This is a genomic window from Pseudomonas grimontii, assembly GCF_007858185.1.
Taxonomy (GTDB): domain Bacteria; phylum Pseudomonadota; class Gammaproteobacteria; order Pseudomonadales; family Pseudomonadaceae; genus Aquipseudomonas; species Aquipseudomonas grimontii.
In genome coordinates this window covers 128,322-147,284 of record NZ_VFES01000011.1, presented here as the reverse complement: position 1 = coordinate 147,284, position 18,963 = coordinate 128,322, and the positions used below count along the sequence as shown (strand labels likewise).

The following is an 18,963-nucleotide window of genomic DNA, read 5'->3' as shown; positions in this document are numbered from 1 at the left end:
AGCCCCCCGTAGCAGCTGCCGAGCGCAAGCGAGGCTGCGTCAGCGGTGTATCTGAGACACCGCAACGCAGCCTCGCTTGCGCTCGGCAGCTGCTACGGGTTTACGCGGTGTTGGTATCTACTGGGAGTGGGGCGAGGGCACTCAGACCTTCAATGTCGCCATGTCGATGACAAAGCGGTACTTCACATCACCGGCGATCATGCGGGTATAGGCCTCGTTGATCTGGCGGATGTCGAGCATTTCGATGTCACAGGTGATGCCATGTTTGGCGCAGAAATCCAGGACTTCCTGGGTTTCGGCAATGCCACCGATCAGTGAACCGGCCAGCACTTTACGGCCCAATACCAGTTTGGCGGCGTTGACCGGTGGGTCCACCGGCTCGATCAGGCCAACCAGGATATGCACGCCATCAAAGCGCAGCACGTCGAGGTAGGGGTTCAGGTCGTGCTGCACCGGGATGGTGTCGAGCAGGAAGTCGAAGCTGCCGGCGGCGGCTTGCATCTGCTCGGCGTCGGTGGACACGATCACATGGTCGGCGCCCTGGCGGCGGCCTTCTTCAGCCTTGCTCGCCGAGCGGGTGAACAGTGTGACTTCCGCGCCCATGGCCTTGGCGAACTTGATGCCCATATGGCCCAGGCCGCCCATGCCGAGAATCCCGACTTTGTCGCCGGCCTTGACGCCGTAGTGTTTGAGCGGCGAATAGGTGGTGATGCCCGCGCACAGGATCGGCGCGGCGCTGGCCAGGTCGAGATTGGCCGGGATCTTCACTACGAAGTGCTCGCTGACCACGATGCTGTCGGAGTAACCGCCCATGGTGTTGCTGCCGTCGACGCGGTCCGGGGTGGCGTAGGTCATGGTCGGGCCTTCGAGGCAATATTGCTCGAGGTCCGATTTGCACGCTTCGCAGTGGCGGCACGAATCGACCATGCAGCCCACGCCGACGAGGTCGCCGACTGTATGCGCGGTAACGCTGGCGCCGACGGCGGTGACCTTGCCGACGATCTCGTGGCCGGGCATCAGCGGGTAGACGGCGATGCCCCATTCGTTGCGGGCCTGGTGGATGTCGGAGTGGCACACGCCGCAGTAGAGAATCTCGATGGCCACGTCATCGGCGCGCGGGCTGCGGCGTTCAAACGACATGGGGGCGAGGGGAGTGGTGGCCGACTGGGCGGCGTAACCGATGGCGGTATACATGGCGAAGACCTCGCAAAAGCAGTGACAGATGAGGCGGGCCATTCTCCGCGCCACCCCCTGATGCGGCCATGGTGATTGCTCCGAGTCTCATGCCTAAAGCTCCAGAGGAGCAGCTAAAAGCAGCAAGCTACAAGTCGCAAGCTATAAACTGCGCGCTCTCTTGCAGCTTGAGGCTTGAAGCTTGCTGATGCTCAGATCTGAACACTCCCGAGAACTGCTTTTATGCTATTGACCCGCCATCTTGATGCCAACGCCACGCTGGTTTCCCTGATCGAGGGGCTGACGTCCCGCGATGGTTTCTCCCCGACCCACCTGCCGGGTGTGCAAGTGCTGCGCGCCAGTTGCGACGTAGCGCGCGGCCCGCAGATCTACGAGCCGAGCCTGATGTTCGTGGCCCAAGGCAGCAAGGTTGCCTACCTGGGCCCGCGTACTCTGGAGTATGGCGCCGGGCACTACCTTATCCAGGCGATGCCGGTGCCGTTCGAGTGCGAGACGTTCGCCATGGCGCCCGGTGCGCCGCTGCTGGGCGTGACCGTGGGCATTGACCGCGTGGTGCTGGGTGAGTTGGTGATGGCCATGGGCATGCATGCCGGGCCTCCGCCGACCGCGCAAACCCTGGAGTCGATGAGTTCGGTGGTCCTGGATGACGCCATGCGCGGCTGCGTCGAGCGACTGCTGCAGTGCCTGCACGATCCACTGGAAAGCCGGATCATGGGCCCGGCGCGGGTACGCGAATTATTGTTCACCGCCTTGCGCGGCCCCCAGGCCGATGTGCTGCGTGCGTTGGTCGAACAGCAAGGGCAGTTCTCGCGAATCGCCACGTCGTTGAACCACCTGCATGCCCATTACGCCGAGCCGCTGAATATCGAGACGTTGGCGGGGTATGCGCATATGAGTGCGTCGACGTTTCACGAGCATTTCAAACGCTGCACATTGTTGTCGCCGGTGCAGTACTTGAAGCGTTTGCGCTTGCTCAAGGCTCAGCAGTTGCTGCTGGTTGAAGGCATGGGCGTTGCGCAGGCGGCGCATAGCGTGGGGTATCAGAGTACGTCGCAGTTCAGTCGCGAGTACAAGCGCTACTTCGAGCGCAACCCTGGCGAAGAGCGGGCTGCATAGTCATTTCAGGTAAATGCACAATCCAAATGTGGGAGGGGGCAAGCCCCCTCCCACATTTGACCGAGTTTGACTCCATAAAAAAGGCTCCCAGTTGGGAGCCTCGTTTAGCTTACATATTCGGGTAAGTCGGCCCACCCGCGCCTTCCGGCGTCACCCACGTGATGTTCTGCGAAGGGTCCTTGATGTCACAGGTCTTGCAGTGCACGCAGTTCTGGGCGTTGATCTGGAAGCGCTTCTCGCCGTCTTCCTTGGTGATCACTTCATACACGCCAGCCGGGCAGTAGCGCTGCGCCGGTTCATCGTAGAGCGGCAGGTTGGTGCCGATCGGGATGCTTGGGTCTTTCAACTTCAAGTGGCACGGCTGCTCTTCTTCGTGGTTGGTACCGGAGATGAACACCGAGCTCAACTTGTCGAAGCTCAGCTTGCCGTCGGGTTTGGGATAGTCGATTTTCTGGCTGTCTTTGGCCAGTTTCAGGCAGGCGTAGTCCGGCTTGGTGTCGTGCAGGGTGAACGGCATCTTGCCGCCGAGGATGTTCTGGTCGAACCAGTTGAAGCCGGCGCCGATGATCGGGCCGAACTTGTGCATCGCCGGGCCGAAGTTGCGGCTGGCGAACAGTTCTTCGTAGAGCCAGCTGGCTTTGAAGCTGTCGACGTAGTTGGTCAGCTCATCGCCGCCTTCGGATTCGGCAAACAGGCGCTCGGCCACGGCGTCGGCGGCGAGCATGCCGGACTTCATGGCGGTGTGGCTGCCTTTGATCTTGGCCACGTTCATGGTGCCCAGGTCGCAGCCGATCAGGGCGCCGCCCTTGAACACCATCTTCGGCAACGAGTTGATGCCGCCCTTGGCCAGGGCGCGTGCGCCGTAGCTGATGCGCTTGCCGCCTTCGAGGTACTGGGCCAGCACCGGGTGGTGCTTGAGACGCTGGAACTCATCGAACGGCGACAGGAAGGTGTTGCTGTAGGACAGGTCGACGATCAGGCCAACGACCACCTGGTTGTTTTCCAGGTGATAGAGGAACGAGCCACCGGTGTTCTCGTTGCTCATGATGTCCAGCGGCCAACCGGCGGTGTGCACCACCAGGCCTGGCTGATGCTTGGCTGGGTCGATTTCCCAGATTTCCTTGAGGCCGATGCCGTAGTGCTGGGCGTCGGCGTCGCTGTCCAGGTTGAAGCGCTGGATCAACTGCTTGCCGATATGCCCACGGCAGCCTTCGGCGAACAGCGTGTACTTGCCACGCAGTTCCATGCCCGGGGTGTAGACGCCTTCTTTTGGTTGGCCTTCACGGTCGACGCCGAGGTCGCCGGTGATGATCCCGCGCACCACGCCGTTTTCATCGAACAGCGCTTCCTGGGCGGCGAAGCCTGGGTAGACTTCCACGCCCAGGTTCTCGGCCTGCTGGGCCAGCCAGCGGCACAGGTTGCCCAGGGAGATGATGTAGTTGCCTTCGTTGTGCATGGTCTTGGGCACAAAGAAATCAGGCACCTTGGTGGAGGTCTCGCGGCTGCGCAGGACATAGATGTCATCGCGCACCACGGGGGTGTTGAGCGGGGCGCCGAGTTCCTTCCAGTCCGGGAACAGTTCGTTCAGGGCGCGTGGTTCAAACACGGCACCGGAAAGGATGTGTGCGCCCACTTCGGAGCCTTTCTCGACCACGCAGACGCTGATTTCCTTACCGGCTTCGGCGGCCTTCTGCTTCAGTCGGCAGGCGGCAGACAGGCCCGCCGGGCCAGCGCCGACGATGACCACGTCGAATTCCATGTATTCGCGTTCCACAGGCTATCTCCTACTCAAGGCTCAACAGGCTTTTTTCTAATGGGTGGAGGTTCGGTGTCGTGTCCATCATTGCCGTGCGCAAGGGCAGGGCATGACCCACCTTTCTCTCTAGGTGGCGCATTATATATAGACCACTGTCAGCGTCCAATACAAACGTTTGTTTGAATTGCCCGCAGGCTAGGTAAATCAAAGCAACGCGGCTTATGACTGGCCATTTTGCCGTATTGACCGGAATAGGCGTTCCGGTCAATATACGGTCGGTTTTGCGCATACCGTAGGCAGACTAGCGGTTTCAGGCGCACGTCCAAAGACAGGCAAAGGCAAAAAAGGTGACGCGTGCCCAAACAATGGCGCGCAGTTTACACGCCGCGATAAAGAATGACCTCTCAGTCACCACTGACGAACGGTCATCACTTCCCGTGAGCAAGGTCACGCCGAGGTTTTTGGAGGTGCCCTTGTGTGCCGATGAGCATCAACCGCCAGGTTCGCCTAGGCGACTTTCTTTTCACCGGAGAGTAACGAGGAATCCATGAAGGTTCTTGTAGCTGTCAAACGCGTTGTCGATTACAACGTGAAAGTTCGCGTCAAGGCGGACAATTCCGGCGTCGACCTTGCTAACGTCAAGATGTCGATGAACCCTTTCTGTGAAATCGCCGTGGAAGAAGCCGTACGCCTGAAAGAAAAAGGCGTGGCGACTGAAATCGTCGTGGTTTCCGTCGGCCCGACCACTGCTCAAGAGCAGTTGCGTACTGCCCTGGCACTGGGCGCCGACCGCGCCATCCTGGTCGAGTCCGCTGAAGAGCTGACCTCCCTGGCCGTGGCCAAGTTGCTCAAAGCCGTTGTCGACAAGGAACAGCCTCAGCTGGTGATCCTTGGCAAACAGGCGATCGACAGCGACAACAACCAGACTGGCCAGATGCTGGCTGCACTGACCGGTTACGGCCAGGGCACCTTCGCGTCGAAAGTCGAAGTGAGCGGCGACAACGTTGCCGTGACCCGTGAAATCGACGGCGGCGCGCAGACGGTCTCGCTGAAACTGCCGGCCATCGTCACCACCGACCTGCGTTTGAACGAGCCGCGCTACGCGTCCCTGCCAAACATCATGAAAGCCAAGAAGAAGCCTCTCGAAGTGCTGACTCCGGACGCTTTGGGCGTTTCCACCGCCTCCACCAACAAGACCATCAAGGTTGAAGCACCGGCTGCACGCAGCGCGGGCATCAAGGTCAAGTCGGTGGCTGAACTGGTCGAGAAACTGAAAAACGAAGCGAAGGTAATCTAACCATGACTATCTTGGTAATCGCAGAACACGACAACAAAGTGCTGGCCCCGGCCACCCTGAATACCGTTGCTGCTGCCGCTAAAATCGGTGGCGACATCCACGTACTGGTCGCCGGTCAAGGCGCTGGCGCCGTGGCTGATGCCGCAGCCAAAGTGGCTGGCGTGAGCAAAGTACTGCTGGCCGACAACGCCGCTTACGCTCACCAGTTGCCGGAAAACGTTGCTCCGCTCATTGCTGAGCTGGCCGCCGGCTACAGCCACATCCTGGCTGCCGCCACTTCCAACGGCAAAAACATCCTGCCACGCGTTGCCGCGCAGCTGGACGTTGACCAGATCTCCGAGATCGTTTCGGTCGAAAGCGCCGACACTTTCACACGCCCGATCTACGCCGGTAACGCCATTGCCACCGTGCAATCGACCGCTGCCGTCAAGGTCATCACCGTGCGTGCCACAGGTTTCGATCCGGTTGCCGCCGAAGGTGGTTCGGCGGCTGTTGATGCTGTTTCCGCGGCCCACGACGCAGGCACGTCCAGCTTTGTTGGCGAAGAGCTGGCCAAGTCGGACCGTCCTGAGCTGACCGCTGCCAAGATCGTCGTTTCCGGCGGCCGTGGCATGCAGAACGGTGACAACTTCAAGCACCTGTACGCCCTGGCCGACAAGCTGGGCGCTGCGGTCGGTGCTTCCCGCGCCGCCGTCGACGCAGGTTTCGTACCCAACGATATGCAGGTCGGCCAGACCGGCAAGATCGTTGCGCCACAGCTGTACATCGCCGTCGGTATCTCCGGCGCGATCCAGCACTTGGCCGGTATGAAAGACTCCAAAGTGATCGTCGCGATCAACAAGGACGAAGAAGCACCGATCTTCCAGGTGGCCGATTACGGCCTGGTCGCGGACTTGTTCGAAGCTGTACCTGAGTTGGAGAAGCTGGTCTAATCCAGCCGCTTCACTTATAAAGAGCCCGGTCTTGTGACCGGGCTTTTTTTGGCCTGGGCTTTTTTGAACATCGGAGAAACCGCCATGGAACTGCGCCCCTGGGCCGTACTGCTAGGCCTTACGTTGTTGCCGGGCCTGGCCCTGGCTGCCGGCAAATGTGATCGCCTGGTCATCACCGGCAGCCCGGACGCACCGCCGCTGCTGTGGCGCGATCCCCAAGACCCGACGCACCTGATCGGCGCCACCGCCGATGTCTTGCAACAGGTGGCCAAGGACCTCGGCCTGAAAATCGACCTGCTCTACGGTGGCATTCGTTCCCTGGCCCTGGACGAAGTGCGCAGCGGGCGCATGGACATCCTCGCCGATGCGCCGCTGAACCTCGGCGAGTTGGAAAACCTCGACTACATTCACCCGGCGCTGGTGCAGCTCGATTACTTGGTCTGGACCCGCAAGGATTCGGCGCTGGTCTATACCTCGGCGGCCGACCTGCATGGTCACAAGGGCGCGGTGTCGGAGCGGGCGCGCTTGAGCCGCGACTTTGAAACCTTCGCCGGCCAGCAACTGACCCTGCAACGCCTGCCCACATTGACCCCGGCCTTCCAGAAACTGCTGCTGGGGGAAGTGGACTACGTGCTGGCCGGGCGTTACTCCGGCATGGCCATGGCCCAGACGCTGGGCATGAGCAACGACCTGATCGCCTGTGATATTCCCATCGACCAGCCCGGCCTGTACCTGGCGATTTCCCACAACTCCGCCTGCAATGATCCTTGGCTGCGCGGACAGCTGGCCAAAAAGATGACAGAATTGCCCGGGTCTGGTGTGACGGAAGCCGCGCTGCAGCGCAATCTGGAGCGTTGGAAAGCGCAATTGCAACAACCCGTCGGCACCCCAACAAAGTAGGGATTTTCAGTGACTCTTCGACCTTTTTTCGCGGCCCTCGCCGTTGTCGCTCTGGCGGGATGTGCAGCCGATCCTGCGCCGAATGAACAAATTCGCCTCACCCAGCAAGCCCTGGAACAAGCCAACGCCGTGGGCGCCAGCGCCGATGAATCCCCCGAATTGAAACTGGCCGAAGACAAATTCGCCCAGGCCAAGACCGACATGGCCGAGCAATCCTACAAGGACGCGCGCATGCAGGCCGAACAGGCCGAACTGGATGCGCGCCTGGCCGAAGCCAAAGTGTTGACCCGCAAGAGCCAGGAACAACTGAACGTGCTCAACACCCGCATCACGCGCCTGCGCAAGCAATTGCAGTTGGGAGAAGCCCAATGAGCCCGATGATCCGTGGTTTGAGCTGTGCCGTGTTGCTGGGCAGTGCGGCACTCGGCGGTTGTGCCAGCCACCCCAGTGGCGAACAGGCCTTGCAACAGGCGGGCAGCGACTTCCAGAAGGTCAAGGAAGACGCCAACGTGCTGCGTATCGCGCCCAAGGACGTGATTCGCGCCGGTGAATCCCTGGCACGGGCCGACCGCTTGTCCAGCTACTGGGGCAGCGGCCCCGACGTGGTGCATTACGCCTACCTGAGCCAGCGCTACAGTGCCATCGCCCGCGAACACACCGAGCAGGCGCTTAACGAAGAGCGTGGCGCCAAGCTCGAACTGGAACGCCAGCGCCTGCAACTGGCCCTGCGTGAAAGCAAGCTGATCAGCGTGCAGCAGCAGGGTAAATGGCTCGAAGAACAGATCGCCAGCCTGACCACCACCCAGACCGATCGTGGTTTGGTGATGACCCTGGGCGACGTGCTGTTCGATACCGGTGAAGCGGAGTTGAAAAACTCGGCCAACCGCACCGTGTTGAAAATCGTGCAGTTCCTGCAACTGAACCCCAAGCGTGTGGTGCGCATCGAGGGGTACGCCGACAATACGGGTGGTCAGCAGGAAAACCTCAAGCTGTCCCGTGACCGCGCGCAATCGGTGGCCGATGTGCTGGTGGACCTGGGGATCGACGAGAAACGCATCCAGGTCGAGGGCTACGGCGACCAGTATCCGGTGGAAGCCAACGCCTCCGAACGTGGCCGGGCGCAGAACCGTCGCGTGGAAATAGTGTTCTCCGATGAAAAAGGCCAACTGGGCGCCGCGCGCTAAAGCCTTTCACCGATCAAGAATGTGGGAGGGGGCTTGCCCCCGATAGCGGTGGATCAGCCACTATTTGCGGCGACTGACACTCCGTCATCGGGGGCAAGCCCTTTCCCACATTGTTCTGTATACATCTGAATATTCTCTCCACTCACCTTACAGTTTTTACTGTCACTCCCGCGCGCGCTCGACTATTGTGGCAACTGTCCCCGTACACTTCTAAACTGTGCCGGTATGTTTCACACAAAAATAAAATACCCGTGAAATCGAGTGCTGCGTCATGACCAATCTGTTGCTATACCAACGTATCGCCCAGCAACTGGCTGAGGACATCCGTCGCGGTGTCTATCAACCTGGCGAGCGCGTGCCCTCGGTGCGCAAGATGAGCTCCCAGCTCAATGTCAGCCACGCCACGGTATTGCAGGCCTACGCCAACCTGGAAGACCAGGGGTTGATCCGGGCGCGGCCGCAGTCTGGTTACTACGTGCACCAGACGCCAGCGCTCACGGCGCCGACGCCGGACATCGCGCGGGTCGAGCGCCCGGGGTTGGTCACCCGCAGCAGCATTATCCAGCAGGTATTGGGCGAGTCGCGCCGCGAAGGTGTATTTCCGCTGGGCGCCGCCGTGCCGAGCGTCGACTATTTACCGGTGAGGGCGCTGCATCAGCAGTTGGCCAAGGTCACGCGCTTCCAGAGCCCACGTGCCTTCAGCTACATGTTCAGCCCCGGTTTTGAGCCGCTGCGCCGCCAGGTGGCGATTCGCATGCGTGACGCCGGCGTGGTGGTGGACCCCTCCGAAGTGGTGATCACCCACGGCTGTGTTGACGCATTGCAGATGTCCCTGCGGGTGCTGACACGCCCCGGCGACTTGATCGCGGCTGAATCACCGACCTATTACGGTTTGCTGCAACTGGCTGACCTGTTGGGCCTCAAGGTCATCGAGATCCCCAGCGACCCGTCCACCGGCATGAGCCTGGAAGCCTTGCAACTGGCAGCCAACCAATGGTCGATCAAGGCCCTGGTGCTGACCACGCGCCTGAGCAATCCACTGGGCGGCACCATGCCCGAGGAGCGGCAGAAACAGTTGCTGCGCCTGGCTTCGGATTTCGATATCCAGATTGTCGAAGACGATATTTACGGTGAACTGATGTTCGAGTTGGGCCGCACCAAGGCCCTCAAGGCCTACGACCGCCTCGACCGAGTGATCTATTGCTCAAGTTTCTCCAAGACCTTGTCGCCGGGCGTGCGCATCGGCTGGATGATCGCCGGCAAATACCAGCAGGAAATCCAGCGCCTGCAAATGTTCAGCACCCACTCGGCATGCAGCGTCACCCAGATGGGCGTTGCGGCGTACCTGGAGAACGGCGGCTACGACCGGCATCTGCGTTATATCCGCCAGGAATACCGCAAGAACCTCAGCGCGTTCCAATTGGCGGTGCAGCAGTATTTCCCGGAAGGTACCCAGATGACCCGTCCGAAGGGAGGCTTTATTTTGTGGGTCAGTTTGCCTGGGCGGGTCAATACCCAGGAACTGCACGTGCGTGCCCTGCAACAGGGCATCAGCATCGCGCCGGGGTTGATCTTCAGCAATACCGAGCAGTTCAACCACTGTATTCGCCTCAACTGCGGCACCCCGTGGAACCGCGAAGCAGAGCGTGCGCTGATGACCCTGGGCATGCTGGCCAGCCAGTTATGCCAGGAAACGGCAGCCGGTTTTTGAGGTGTTGAACGGGGGCAACTCCAATAGTTGGCTAATCACCGCGCTTGTCATGCCGTGCACAACAAGCGAGCATATGGCCCTCTGCCGTTAATGCTGTAGGCAATATGACCTCGATTGTTCGCGCTGCTTTGGTGATTGGCCTGTTTAGCCTGTGTAACGTCAGCACAGTGCTGGCGGCAGCACCTGTGGCTGAAAACAAGCCCGCTGCCAATACCCAGCAGGATGCTCCGGTACAAAAACCGAGTCCCGCCAAACAAGCCCCCGTCGCTAAGAAGCCAACCGCCACGGCGAAAAAACGTGCGTCGGCGGCGAAAAAATCCAAGTCAGCCCAGGAAGTGGCACAGACCAAACTGCCACCGGCACAGTTGGATTTGTCCCTGCCTTCGGACATGGTCAGGCATCTACAGCCCCTGGGTACCGTGCCCAAGCCCAAGAGCGTGCCGTTGCTGCCGCCGATGTTTGGTGAAAAGCCCACCGACAACAGTGCGTTCCAGATCAACGGCCGTTTGCTCAGCAATGAGATGAAGCTGCAATTGCGCAACGAAGAGCGCCGTGATGTGGAAGGTGCTGCGTTGGAATTCGAGTTCAAACAGTAAACTTTTCCTGCAACGGTGACGCAGGCCTTCGACCATCTGTCGCAGACTGGTCGGTCACTTTTGTTTTGTGCGAAAAACCCCTGTTAACCCATTTTAAAACGGCTGTTTAAGGGCGTACTCTAGCCCGGCCATCCCTATTGAGTCGTCGAGGACCTGCTGGTCATGAATTGCCGTGAAGGCTGTGGCGCTTGCTGCATCGCCCCCTCCATCAGTTCGCCCTTACCCGGAATGCCCAATGGCAAACCGGCGGGCGAACGCTGCCTGCACCTGTCGGTCGAACAGCTGTGCCAACTGTTCGGCCAGCCGGAACGCCCGGCGGTGTGCAGTGATTTCAAGGCGGATATCGATGTCTGCGGTACCGACCAGGCCGATGCGATCCGGTTGATCGGCTGGTGGGAGCAGATGACGGCGGCTTGATGGGCTTTACTATTGGAACTTCAACAATAAGGAATACAACAATGGGTTCGCTGAAACGAATGGCTGTGCTGTGCGGTTTTACGCTGTTATTTGCTGCCACTGCCCAGGCTGAGGATTGGCAAGTCGCCAAGGACGAAGGCGGTATCAAGGTGTCCCTGAGCGAAGTTGCCGGCTCCAAATACAAGGCTTATCGCGGTGTGACCGTGATCAAGGCGCCTGTCGCCAAGATTCAGGCACTTCAGGAAGATGTGGTCGGCGCCTGTTCGTGGATTCATGAGTGCAAATCCCAGAAGCTGGTCGACAAGAAAGGCGATGAGGCCTGGACCTACACCCAGTTCAACGCGCCGTTCCCGGTGACCGATCGTGACTCGTACATCCATGTCACCACCACCAAGGACGCCGACGGCAACGTAACCCGCAAGTTGCAGGGCGTGCCGACCTACAAGCCCGAAGAAAAAGGCTACGTGCGTGTCGCCCAGGTCGAGGGCTTCTGGAAACTGGTGCCTAAAGGCGCCAATGAGACCGAAGTCACCTACCAGGTACACACCGAGCCGGGCGGCAGCGTGCCGTCGTGGTTGGCCAACAAGTTCGTGGTGGACGCGCCGTTCAACACCTTGAAAGCCTTGAAAGAACACGCTGAAAAATAAATGCAGTTGATCCGGTGCCTCCTGACGTGAGTGGAACGTTTGCCGAGCCCTCAAGGTCCAGATAGTTGTAAGCCCACACACGGGTTTTATCGAGGAGGCACCGATGCAAAAGTGGCAGATTACCTTCGTTGATGATCACGGCGTACGGTCCGTGGAGCAGTTCACCTGCGAGCAGAAGCCCAGCCTCGAAGATGCGGCACACATGATTCGCAACAAACTGGTGCCCGTGGCCGCCGAACTTGACCTCAATGACCTTGAGGGCCGCAAGCCTGAGCCAACGGTCAAGATCCTCAAAGACCAGAACAGTATTCAAATCCTCGACATCTCTCCCGCCGCCTGAACATTCCCTGTATGCCATTCAAGCACCTCTGGTGGAGGTGATAGCTTCGCGCTACTCTGCAAGTGAGATCAGCGAATGAATCGCTAAGGTCTGGTCTTGTCAGCTACATGCTTGTTTTCCCGTGGTGATGTTATTGCCGTGGTACCCGCGCCGGTAACGCGCGGGCTTTGGGAAGCACGGAAAGTCTATCCATCGGTTTGAGGAGGACGTTTCATGAGCACAGCCTATCAAGAAGACATCAGCACCAACGTTCTGCGCCGCATGAAGGAAGGCGGCTTCGACTTCTCACGTTTCCACCCCATTGAGTTCTACGCCATTTTCCCGGATGAGGAACGGGCGCGCAGGGCTGCGGGTGAATTTCGTGGTGAGTCCCTGAATGCCCAGGTCAGTGCGCGCGACGATGGCGCCTGGTACCTGGAACTGAGCAAGATCATGTTTGCAACCTACGACGGCATAGGAGACTTCGAGCAAGACTTTGAAGCAGTGGTCGAACCGCTGGGCGGGATCATCGAAGGATGGGGCGTCAAGCAAGAGGTGCGTGGGTTACCCATGTAGCGCAATTGTATGAGCAACGCAGCGTATCGGCTGACCCTAGGGTCGGCCGATTTTGTGTGTGCAGTGAGAAAATCTACGGAACTAGCACAGCCCTTTCTTGCACCAAAAAAAAGGCCACCCGAAAAGGGTGGCCGAAAGGGAAGACCGGAGGAGTCGGTCGGTACACGAGCTGTCACGGTACCGATTGCGCGATGGTTAAAGCTGTAGGACACATCCTGTTCAGCTGATGGGGATGATTATCCGCAGGCTTCGGCGGGCAGTGAAATCAACTCTGGCTATGCTGTTGATAGCCAAAGCTTGCATTGCCATGAAGCGTGCAGCATTGCAGCGCGCATTCTGCGCACCAGGACGGTGCGACCAGGTCTTTGCTTATATTTAACCCACTGATTTTTAAGTGTTTATGCCGCTGGCACGGGCCTTGCGATGGTTCTTGCGTCCGGGTGACAAGGAGTACGGCATGATCCGCACTTATTACGACGAAATGTACGATGGGGCAGGGCAGGTTCGCCCTCACTACCGCGAGTTCGCCCGCTGGTTGGCCGACACCCCCGCTGAACTGCTGGCCCAGCGCCGGCGCGAAGCCGACTTGCTGTTCCACCGCGCCGGGATCACCTTCACGCTTTACGGGGACGAGCAGGGCACCGAGCGTTTGATTCCTTTCGACACCATCCCCCGCAGTATTCCCGCCAGCGAATGGCGCATGGTCGAGCGTGGCTGCATTCAAAGGGTCAAGGCGCTGAACATGTTTCTCGCCGACCTCTACCACGAACAACGCATCATCAAGGCTGGGATCATTCCGGCTGAACAGGTACTGGCCAACGAGCAATACCAGTTGGCGATGCAGGGGCTGAACCTGCATCGCGACCTTTATTCCCACATCTCCGGGGTCGACCTCGTACGCGATGGCGACGGCACCTACTACGTGCTGGAGGACAACCTGCGTACGCCGAGCGGCGTGAGCTACATGCTCGAAGACCGCAAGATGATGATGCGCCTGTTCCCTGAGTTGTTCGCCGCCCAGCGCATCGCGCCGATCGATCACTACCCCAATCTGCTGCTCGATACCCTGAAAAGCGCCAGCCCCCTGGATAACCCCAGCGTGGTGGTACTGACCCCTGGGCGTTTCAACAGCGCGTTTTTTGAGCATGCATTTTTAGCCCGGGAAATGGGCGTGGAGCTGGTGGAAGGCGCGGATCTGTTCGTGCGCGATGACCGTGTGTTCATGCGCACCACCGACGGCCCCAAAGCCGTGGACGTGATCTACCGTCGCCTCGACGATGCGTTCCTCGACCCGCTGGCGTTCAACCCGGACTCCATGCTCGGCGTGCCCGGCCTGCTGGCGGCGTATCGCTCGGGCAACGTGGTACTGGCTAATGCGATCGGCACCGGGGTGGCGGATGACAAGTCGGTGTACCCCTTCGTCACCGAGATGATCCGTTTTTACCTGGATGAAGAACCCATCCTGCAGAACGTTCCCACATTCCAATGCCGTAAGCCCGACGAATTGTCCCACGTGCTGGCCAACCTGCCGGACCTGGTGGTGAAGGAAACCCAGGGCTCCGGCGGCTACGGCATGCTGGTGGGGCCTGCGTCCACGGCAGCCGAAATCGAAGCCTTCCGTGCGCGTATCAAGGCCAAGCCCCAGGCCTATATCGCACAGCCAACCCTGTGTTTATCCACCTGCCCCACCTTTGTCGAAAACGGCATTGCACCGCGCCATATCGACCTGCGCCCGTTCGTGTTGTCCGGCAAGGAAACCCGTGTGGTACCCGGCGGTTTGACCCGTGTAGCGCTGCGTGAAGGGTCACTGGTGGTTAATTCGTCTCAGGGTGGCGGCACCAAAGACACCTGGGTGGTCGAGGACTGATGCCATGTTGAGTAGAACTGCCTCGGATTTGTACTGGATGTCGCGCTACCTGGAACGCGCTGAAAACCTCGCGCGCATGCTCGATGTCAGTTATTCGCTGTCGCTGATGCCCCAGGATGGGCGCGGTGATGGCCTGCATGAGTTGGCCATGCCGCTGCTGATCACCGGCACGCTGGATGACTACCGCGAACGCCACGGTGAACTGCACGCCGAACGCCTGTTGCATTTCTTCGCCCTGGATGCGGCCAACCCGGCCAGTATCTACAGTTGTCTCGGCGCGGCGCGGGCCAGTGCCCATGCCGTGCGTGGGCGAATTACCGCCGACATGTGGGAAAACATCAACGCCACGTGGCTGGATATTCGCGAAATCTCACAGCAAGGCCTCAGCCGCTACGGCATGAGTCGGTTCTGCGAGTGGGTCAAGGAACGTTCCCATCTGTTCCGGGGGGCAACCTACGGCACCATCATGCGCAACGACGCCTTCCGTTTTATTCGCCTGGGCACCTTTATCGAACGCGCCGACAACACCCTGCGCCTGCTGGATGCGCGTTATGAAATGGCCGGCGACCAGGCCGAAGCCGTCACCGATGGCACCGCCCACGCCTACTATCAGTGGAGTGCCTTGCTGCGCGCGTTATCGTCGTTCGAGGCCTACACCGAGATCTACCGCGACGCCCCAGGCGCCCGACAAGTCGCGGAGCTGTTGCTGTTGCGCGCCGATGTACCGCGCTCGCTGCGGGCCTGCAGCGAAGAGATCGACCAGATCCTCGCCAGCCTGCCCGGCATCAACGGCCGTCCGGCCCAGCGCCTGGCGGCCGAGATGGATGCGCGCCTGCGCTTCACCGCGATCGATGAAATCCTCGAGGAAGGCCTGCACGCCTGGCTGACCGACTTTATCCCCTTGGTCCGCCAGTTGGGCGACGCCATCTACAGTTCCTACCTGGAGGCTGCATGAGACTCTCCATCAGTCACGAAACCACCTACCATTACGACGACCAGGTACGCGCCAGCATCCAGTACCTGCGCCTTACGCCCCACGACAGCGAGCGTCAGCATGTGCTCAGTTGGCAGCTGGACCTGCCACGCCCGGTGCGTGCGCAGATAGATCCGTTCGGTAATATCCTGCACGTGCTGACCCTGGACGAACCCCACGACGCCATCATCATCGGCGCCCGTGGCCAGGTGGATATCGATGAGTTGCGCGAGGCCGAGCATGAGAGCCAGTCAGCCTTTCCGTTCCTGCGCTGCACCCGCCTGACTGAGCCGGACGAAGCCCTGCGCGCCTTTGCGCAACAGCATTGCCACCAGCGTCGTGATCGCACCGCGTTGATCGACCTGATGCACGCCCTCAACCAGTCGATGGTCTACACGCCGGGTGCCACCGAAGTCGACACCTGTGCCGCCCAGGCCTTCGCAGGGCGGGCGGGGGTGTGCCAGGACCATACCCATGCGTTCCTGGCCTGCGCGCGCAGCCTGGGCATTCCTGCGCGGTATGTGTCGGGGTATTTGTACACGGAAGACAGCACCCACCTGGCCAGCCACGCCTGGGCCGAGGCCTGGCTGGATGACGCCTGGTACAGCTTTGACGTGACCAACCAACTGGCCCGGCCGGAGCGGCATTTGAAACTGGCCGTGGGCCTGGACTACCTCGACGCTTGCCCGGTGCGTGGCATGCGCCGTGGCGGCGGGCATGAGCAGATGCATGCCAAGGTGTTCGTGGCGCCGACGCCGGTGATCTCGGTCCAGCAGCAATAATCCACTTGCCACAGGGGTTGTGGTGGATTCAAGGTAGTTGCTTACGCCCCGCCATATGCTTCAAGTACCCCACCAGCAACTCCAGCTCGCTGTCAGGCAACACACTGGCGGCGAACGCTGGCATCTTCGCCTGTGGCCAGTGCCTCAAGCTCTGCGGATCGCGGATATAGCGCTTGAGGAAGTCGCCGCTGAAATATTCCGTAGGGTTGTAGGGAATATTCAGGTCCGGTCCCACCTGTGCATCGCCGCCGCCATTGAGGCGGTGGCAGGCCAGGCAGTTCTTCTGGAACAGCGCAAAGCCCTGGTTGACCGGATCATCGGCCGCCAGCCTCGGGTCGGGCAACAACGCCGGAAAACGTTCGGCCACCGTCGTCAGCTGCTTGATCCCGGAGATCTGGAACGGCCACTGTTCCGGGCTGATATGCCCGGCTTGGGGATCGGTCCACACCAGGTAGAACGGCCCGGCGCTCGGCTTGCCGTCTGCCAATGGCGGCCAGGGGTGGGCCGGGTCTTCCACGGCCAGCCAGGCGCGCGCGCCGTTTTTTTGCAGCAACGGTGCGGCCGTCAGTTCCGCGGCGAATCCATCGAGGGCAACGGCTTGCAGATGCTTATCGGGCGGGAGACCCGGTAGGAGCACTGCCAGCGGTACTGCGCGATAGGTCATGTTGCGTTTGTAGGAGACGTCATCGACGACCTGCACCGTTTGCGCGTCCGGATGCTTGAGCAGGTCGGCGGTTTCCCACGTTTTGCGGGTGTGATCCAGCTCGACGGTCAATTGTGCCGCCGAGGCGGGCAGGGCGAGCAACAAGGCAAGGAGTGCGAAGGTCGGTTTCAAGACGGCGGCCCCGTGTTAAGTGGCGATGGGGCCCACGATACCGGAAAAGCGCGCGTAAAAAGGCAGCCCCTGCAACAGGATCGCTATGCACGAAGTCCCGACAGGTGCTGCCAAAAGCGATAATCCCGATGCAATAAGTGCACAGAATGGAGGGCGGACCGTTAGCCAATAACCTTGGTCAGGTTGGGCAAGATCAGAATCAGGGTGGTGGCGAACAGAATAAGTCCCGCCTGACGTACTTTCGAATGTTTGAACATGGCTGACTGCCTTTTGTTGTTATTCCTGAGCGTCAAATGCGTGCCGGTGTGATGAGTATCGCAAGGTGACGTGTCGCTTTTCTTACAGCTGCTCCAGCAAAACCCGGCAGCAACTTCTTACTGATTGAACCTTAGAGCCCTCGTTCTTTGCGGCTTAGACCCATTTCATATCACTTAATAAGAGTTTCAGCTTAAAAAGGCATGAGGCATAACGCCATCTTGGCGCCAATGCCTTGGCTAGACAGCTAAAACGATTAATCACGCAATTACCTTAGGTACCTACCGTTCGTCCGAGCGTGGCGGTCAAAAGCAATGAGCGCATCCGTCATTGAAACCGTGTCAATCGGGCCTAAGGTAAGGGCACTACTGCGCAATGGTTCGAGGACGTCATGACCCAAGCTTTGATCTTTGATGCGATACGCACGCCCCGCGGCAAAGGCAAGGCCGACGGCGCCCTGCACAGCGTCAAGCCGGTAAACCTGGTGGCCGGCCTGCTCACCGCGCTGGCGCAACGCAGCGACCTCGACACCCAGCAGGTGGATGACATCGTGCTCGGTTGCGTCACCCCGCTGGGCGACCAGGGCGCCGACATCGCCAAGACCGCCGCCCTGGTGGCGGACTGGGCCGTCAGCGTCGCCGGTGTACAGATCAACCGTTTCTGCGCCTCGGGCCTGGAAGCGGTCAACCTCGGCGCGATGAAAGTGCGCTCCGGCTTTGAAGACCTCGTGGTGGTCGGCGGCGTGGAGTCCATGTCCCGCGTGCCGATGGGCAGCGATGGCGGGGCCTGGGTACTCGACCCGCAGACCAACATGCACAGCCACTTCACGCCCCAGGGCATTGGCGCCGACCTGATCGCCACCTTGGAAGGTTTCACCCGCGAGGACGTCGATACCTTTGCCCTACAGTCCCAGCAGAAAGCCGCCAGGGCGCGTGCAGACGGCTCCTTCAACAAGTCGTTGATCGCGGTGCAGGACCAGAACGGCATTGTGCTGCTGGACCACGATGAGTTTATTCGCGCCGACTCCACCCTCGAAGGCCTGGGCAAGCTCAAGCCCAGCTTCGAAATGATTGGCCAGATGGGCTTCGACGCCACCGCGTTGCGGGTCTACAGCCATGTGGAACGCATTCACCACGTCCACACACCGGGCAATAGCTCCGGCATCGTCGACGGTGCCGCGTTGATGTTGATCGGTTCCGAAGCAAAGGGCCGCGAGCTGGGCCTGCAACCTCGGGCGCGCATCGTCGCCACCGCCGTCACCAGCACCGACCCGACCATCATGCTCACGGGCCCGGCACCGGCCACCCGTAAAGCGCTGGCCAAGGCCGGTTTGCGCATAGAAGACATCGACCTGTTCGAGGTCAACGAGGCCTTTGCCTCGGTGGTGCTCAAGTTCATCAAGGACATGGGCATCGACGCCGCGCGCGTCAACGTCAACGGCGGCGCCATCGCCATGGGCCACCCGTTGGGCGCCACGGGCTGCGCGATCCTCGGCACCCTGCTCGACGAACTGGAGGTGCGCCAGCAGCGCTACGGCCTGGCCACCCTGTGTGTCGGCGGCGGCATGGGCATCGCCACTATCATCGAACGTCTCTGAGCCCAAGGA

At 60.3% G+C, this 18,963-nt stretch carries 19 protein-coding genes; 16 read left to right on the top strand and 3 right to left on the bottom strand.

The genetic code is table 11. From position 1 onward, the window contains the following. Window positions 1–141: 141 nt before the first annotated feature. Entirely contained in the window at window positions 142–1,194 is a 1,053-nt protein-coding gene (locus FIV39_RS18245; protein WP_090409778.1) for an NAD(P)-dependent alcohol dehydrogenase, read from the bottom strand. Window positions 1,195–1,416: 222 nt separating this feature from the next. Here FIV39_RS18245 and FIV39_RS18240 point away from each other — a divergent pair, with 222 nt between their 5' ends. Further along, the gene (locus FIV39_RS18240; protein WP_090400397.1) at window positions 1,417–2,310 is read left to right on the top strand and encodes an AraC family transcriptional regulator; all 894 of its coding nucleotides are present in this window, start codon (window positions 1,417–1,419) and stop codon (window positions 2,308–2,310) included. A gap of 109 nt (window positions 2,311–2,419) precedes the next feature. Here FIV39_RS18240 and FIV39_RS18235 read toward each other — a convergent pair whose 3' ends face one another. Further along, the gene (locus FIV39_RS18235) at window positions 2,420–4,084 is read right to left on the bottom strand and encodes an electron transfer flavoprotein-ubiquinone oxidoreductase (RefSeq protein ID WP_090400396.1); all 1,665 of its coding nucleotides are present in this window, start codon (window positions 4,082–4,084) and stop codon (window positions 2,420–2,422) included. A gap of 529 nt (window positions 4,085–4,613) precedes the next feature. Between FIV39_RS18235 and FIV39_RS18230 the strand changes: the two genes are divergently transcribed. The 14 genes from FIV39_RS18230 to FIV39_RS18165 all read left to right on the top strand — a co-directional run bounded on the left by FIV39_RS18230 (window position 4,614) and on the right by FIV39_RS18165 (window position 16,267). Continuing rightward, window positions 4,614–5,363, top strand: a complete 750-nt coding sequence (locus FIV39_RS18230) for an electron transfer flavoprotein subunit beta/FixA family protein (protein ID WP_090400395.1) — start codon at window positions 4,614–4,616, stop codon at window positions 5,361–5,363. A 2-nt stretch (window positions 5,364–5,365) separates the two neighbouring features. Next, window positions 5,366–6,295 carry an electron transfer flavoprotein subunit alpha/FixB family protein gene (locus FIV39_RS18225; protein ID WP_146371576.1) on the top strand — a complete coding sequence of 310 codons (930 nt, stop codon included), beginning with the start codon at window positions 5,366–5,368 and terminating at the stop codon, window positions 6,293–6,295. Between the two features lie 84 nt (window positions 6,296–6,379). Then, entirely contained in the window at window positions 6,380–7,195 is an 816-nt protein-coding gene (locus FIV39_RS18220) for a substrate-binding periplasmic protein (RefSeq protein ID WP_090409776.1), read from the top strand. Between the two features lie 9 nt (window positions 7,196–7,204). Continuing rightward, window positions 7,205–7,567, top strand: coding sequence for a DUF4398 domain-containing protein (locus tag FIV39_RS18215; RefSeq protein ID WP_090400393.1), 363 nt, complete (start codon window positions 7,205–7,207; stop codon window positions 7,565–7,567). Continuing rightward, the gene (locus FIV39_RS18210) at window positions 7,564–8,379 is read left to right on the top strand and encodes an OmpA family protein (protein WP_090400392.1); all 816 of its coding nucleotides are present in this window, start codon (window positions 7,564–7,566) and stop codon (window positions 8,377–8,379) included. Before FIV39_RS18215 ends, FIV39_RS18210 begins: the two co-directional genes overlap by 4 nt. Before the next feature lie 271 nt (window positions 8,380–8,650). Then, entirely contained in the window at window positions 8,651–10,090 is a 1,440-nt protein-coding gene (locus FIV39_RS18205) for an aminotransferase-like domain-containing protein (RefSeq protein ID WP_090400391.1), read from the top strand. Between the two features lie 104 nt (window positions 10,091–10,194). Further along, complete coding sequence (locus tag FIV39_RS18200) at window positions 10,195–10,686, top strand: translation initiation factor 2 (protein WP_090400390.1); 492 nt, start codon at window positions 10,195–10,197, stop codon at window positions 10,684–10,686. A 162-nt stretch (window positions 10,687–10,848) separates the two neighbouring features. After that, on the top strand, window positions 10,849–11,103 hold the full coding sequence (locus FIV39_RS18195; protein WP_017527406.1) for a YkgJ family cysteine cluster protein: 255 nt from the start codon (window positions 10,849–10,851) through the stop codon (window positions 11,101–11,103). A 41-nt stretch (window positions 11,104–11,144) separates the two neighbouring features. After that, window positions 11,145–11,750 carry an START domain-containing protein gene (locus tag FIV39_RS18190; RefSeq protein ID WP_090400389.1) on the top strand — a complete coding sequence of 202 codons (606 nt, stop codon included), beginning with the start codon at window positions 11,145–11,147 and terminating at the stop codon, window positions 11,748–11,750. Between the two features lie 103 nt (window positions 11,751–11,853). Continuing rightward, window positions 11,854–12,090, top strand: a complete 237-nt coding sequence (locus FIV39_RS18185; protein ID WP_090400388.1) for a hypothetical protein — start codon at window positions 11,854–11,856, stop codon at window positions 12,088–12,090. Between the two features lie 213 nt (window positions 12,091–12,303). After that, window positions 12,304–12,645: a ribonuclease E inhibitor RraB gene (locus tag FIV39_RS18180; protein ID WP_015885395.1), complete on the top strand. Its 342-nt coding sequence runs from the start codon at window positions 12,304–12,306 to the stop codon at window positions 12,643–12,645. A 457-nt stretch (window positions 12,646–13,102) separates the two neighbouring features. Then, the gene (locus tag FIV39_RS18175; RefSeq protein ID WP_090400387.1) at window positions 13,103–14,512 is read left to right on the top strand and encodes a circularly permuted type 2 ATP-grasp protein; all 1,410 of its coding nucleotides are present in this window, start codon (window positions 13,103–13,105) and stop codon (window positions 14,510–14,512) included. 4 nt (window positions 14,513–14,516) lie between these two features. Next, window positions 14,517–15,467: an alpha-E domain-containing protein gene (locus FIV39_RS18170; RefSeq protein WP_090400386.1), complete on the top strand. Its 951-nt coding sequence runs from the start codon at window positions 14,517–14,519 to the stop codon at window positions 15,465–15,467. Further along, a complete protein-coding gene (locus FIV39_RS18165; RefSeq protein ID WP_090400385.1) occupies window positions 15,464–16,267 on the top strand; it encodes a transglutaminase family protein in 804 nt (267 codons plus the stop codon). The genes FIV39_RS18170 and FIV39_RS18165 overlap by 4 nt, the downstream gene beginning before the upstream one ends. A 28-nt stretch (window positions 16,268–16,295) precedes the next feature. Here the strand turns inward: FIV39_RS18165 and FIV39_RS18160 are convergent, their stop codons facing one another. Next, the gene (locus FIV39_RS18160) at window positions 16,296–17,102 is read right to left on the bottom strand and encodes a c-type cytochrome (protein ID WP_090400384.1); all 807 of its coding nucleotides are present in this window, start codon (window positions 17,100–17,102) and stop codon (window positions 16,296–16,298) included. Window positions 17,103–17,748: 646 nt separating this feature from the next. On the opposite strand from FIV39_RS18160, the gene FIV39_RS18155 reads away from it, so the two are divergent. Beyond that, entirely contained in the window at window positions 17,749–18,954 is a 1,206-nt protein-coding gene (locus tag FIV39_RS18155) for an acetyl-CoA C-acetyltransferase (protein ID WP_090400383.1), read from the top strand. The last annotated feature ends 9 nt before the right edge of the window (window positions 18,955–18,963 follow it).

Excerpts from the sequence above, each read along its gene's own strand:
- FIV39_RS18205 (WP_090400391.1), top strand. The coding sequence starts at position 8,651 with ATGACCAATCTGTTGCTATACCAACGTATCGCCCAGCAACTGGCTGAG.
- FIV39_RS18230 (WP_090400395.1), top strand. The coding sequence starts at position 4,614 with ATGAAGGTTCTTGTAGCTGTCAAACGCGTTGTCGATTACAACGTGAAA.
- FIV39_RS18155 (WP_090400383.1), top strand. The coding sequence starts at position 17,749 with ATGACCCAAGCTTTGATCTTTGATGCGATACGCACGCCCCGCGGCAAA.
- FIV39_RS18190 (WP_090400389.1), top strand. The coding sequence starts at position 11,145 with ATGGGTTCGCTGAAACGAATGGCTGTGCTGTGCGGTTTTACGCTGTTA.
- FIV39_RS18210 (WP_090400392.1), top strand. The coding sequence starts at position 7,564 with ATGAGCCCGATGATCCGTGGTTTGAGCTGTGCCGTGTTGCTGGGCAGT.
- FIV39_RS18180 (WP_015885395.1), top strand. The coding sequence starts at position 12,304 with ATGAGCACAGCCTATCAAGAAGACATCAGCACCAACGTTCTGCGCCGC.
- FIV39_RS18245 (WP_090409778.1), bottom strand. The coding sequence starts at position 1,194 with ATGTATACCGCCATCGGTTACGCCGCCCAGTCGGCCACCACTCCCCTC.
- FIV39_RS18165 (WP_090400385.1), top strand. The coding sequence starts at position 15,464 with ATGAGACTCTCCATCAGTCACGAAACCACCTACCATTACGACGACCAG.
- FIV39_RS18225 (WP_146371576.1), top strand. The coding sequence starts at position 5,366 with ATGACTATCTTGGTAATCGCAGAACACGACAACAAAGTGCTGGCCCCG.
- FIV39_RS18220 (WP_090409776.1), top strand. The coding sequence starts at position 6,380 with ATGGAACTGCGCCCCTGGGCCGTACTGCTAGGCCTTACGTTGTTGCCG.
- FIV39_RS18195 (WP_017527406.1), top strand. The coding sequence starts at position 10,849 with ATGAATTGCCGTGAAGGCTGTGGCGCTTGCTGCATCGCCCCCTCCATC.
- FIV39_RS18240 (WP_090400397.1), top strand. The coding sequence starts at position 1,417 with ATGCTATTGACCCGCCATCTTGATGCCAACGCCACGCTGGTTTCCCTG.
- FIV39_RS18200 (WP_090400390.1), top strand. The coding sequence starts at position 10,195 with ATGACCTCGATTGTTCGCGCTGCTTTGGTGATTGGCCTGTTTAGCCTG.
- FIV39_RS18185 (WP_090400388.1), top strand. The coding sequence starts at position 11,854 with ATGCAAAAGTGGCAGATTACCTTCGTTGATGATCACGGCGTACGGTCC.
- FIV39_RS18175 (WP_090400387.1), top strand. The coding sequence starts at position 13,103 with ATGATCCGCACTTATTACGACGAAATGTACGATGGGGCAGGGCAGGTT.
- FIV39_RS18170 (WP_090400386.1), top strand. The coding sequence starts at position 14,517 with ATGTTGAGTAGAACTGCCTCGGATTTGTACTGGATGTCGCGCTACCTG.